Source organism: Paraperlucidibaca sp. (genome assembly GCF_982810325.1).
On the sequence record NZ_CEYEMI010000062.1, the window covers coordinates 2,126 to 4,028 of the forward strand.

A 1,903-nucleotide genomic window follows, 5' to 3' on the forward strand; every position below is an offset into this window, starting at 1 on the left:
GTCATCAACTTCCCCCAAGTAAGTTCCTGCGGCACTGCCACTGCAGTATCTGTACCCTGCTTATTTTCTGGCATGACGCGAGCTGATTACGATCCCCAGCTGGCTAGCCATCGCGAAGGCTTACTCGACATTCTGCAACGCGCCGGCTATGCCGTAACCTGGATAGACAATAACTCAGGCTGCAAAGGTGCTTGCGATCGCATCAATAATGTACCGCTATTAGCCGCCGAAAAAGCTCGCTGGTGTCACGATGGCGAGTGCCAAGATGACCTACTCGCCGACACTTTTGCCAACTACATTTCGCGCGCAACACTCAGCGATCGCGTCGTGGTTTTGCATCAGGAGGGCAGTCACGGCCCCGCCTATTACCGTCGCTATCCGGACGCGTTTAAACGCTTCACACCAACCTGCGATAGCAATGCTCTGCAAAGCTGCACGCAACAGCAGGTCATCAACAGCTACGACAACACCATTGCCTATACTGACCATGTATTGGGACGCATCATCGACACCTTAAAAGGCCAAGATGATCGTTATCAGACTGTCATGGTGTATGCCGCCGATCACGGCGAATCAACTGGCGAGCACGGCCTATATTTGCATGGCGCGCCCTATCTCTTTGCGCCTAGCCAACAAACTCATGTGCCCATGTTGGCATGGTTGTCGCCCAGCTTTCAGAAGCATGGCCCGCGCGCTAATTGCTTGGCAGAGCAAGCGCAAAAACCACAGTCACACGACACCATTTTCCATAGCTTTTTAGGATTACTCGACGTTAAAACTGCCGTGTATAACGCCACGCTAGACTGGAGTGCTGCCTGCCAACGCTAATGACAGCATTTCCGCGCTGTGGCACTGTACGCGCCTAAAATAAAAAAGGTTACGCGCATGAACAAGGTCATTCCTACCGATAGTCCGGTCTGTGTCACCGGCGGCTCTGGCTATATCGCCAGCTGGATTATTCAATACCTATTAGCCGCTGGCCACACTGTGCACGCTACCGTGCGCGACCCCAGCAAAGCCAAAAGCATTGCTCACCTCGAGGCTATTGCTGCCCGCGAATCAGGCACTCTCAAACTCTTCAAAGCGGACCTTCTTGACATCGGTAGCTTCGATGCCGCCATGGCAGGCTGCGCTGTAGTCATGCACACCGCATCGCCATTTGTCTTAGAAGGCTTTACCGATGCTCATGAAGCCTTGGTTCGCCCCGCAGTAGAAGGCACACGTAACGTACTCGACGCCGTTAATCGCACGATAAGCGTTCAGCGTGTAGTGCTTACCAGCAGCGTAGCCTCAGTCTTCGGTGACAATATCGACGTGCGTCAAGTCGAAGGCGGCGTGCTCACCGAAGCGCAATGGAACTCCACCAGCAGCGTCGATCACAACCCCTATCAATACTCAAAAGTTGCAGCCGAGCGCGAAGCTTGGGATATGCAAGCCGTACAAAACCGCTGGGACTTAGTCACCATCAACCCTGGCATGGTCTACGGCCCCTCACTAACCACTGGCAGCCAATCGGCCAGCATCGACACACTCATTTCCATGGGCGATGGCCGTCTGCGCTCTGGCGTGCCTGACTTGAAATATGGTGTTGTCGATGTACGTGATGTCGCAAAGGCACATATTTTGGCTGCGTTTAAGCCAGGGGCTGAAGGCCGCCACTTACTGGTCTCCAAAACCCTGACCATGATCGAGATTGCCAAAATCTTGCGCGGACACTTTGGCAAGGCTTATCCCTTCCCAAAATCTGTGGTGCCGAAAGCGTTGGTATGGACATTTGGACCGATGATGGGGCCTGTTACACGCACCTTCATCAGCAAAAACGTTGGCCATCCCTTAGCGTTTGATAACCAGCGCAGCATCGCGCTGGGTGTGGAGTATTTGCCAGCCGAGCAGACCTTTGTTG

Annotated in this window: 2 protein-coding genes; both read left to right on the top strand. The window is 53.7% G+C overall.

Annotation, left to right across the window (positions count from 1 at the left end; all coding sequences use genetic code 11):
* A partial coding sequence (locus AC3DKE_RS11060; protein WP_487990723.1) for a phosphoethanolamine transferase occupies positions 1-828 on the top strand: 828 nt, incomplete at its 5' end.
* A 57-nt stretch (positions 829-885) separates the two neighbouring features.
* A partial coding sequence (locus tag AC3DKE_RS11065; RefSeq protein ID WP_487990724.1) for an NAD-dependent epimerase/dehydratase family protein occupies positions 886-1,903 on the top strand: 1,018 nt, incomplete at its 3' end.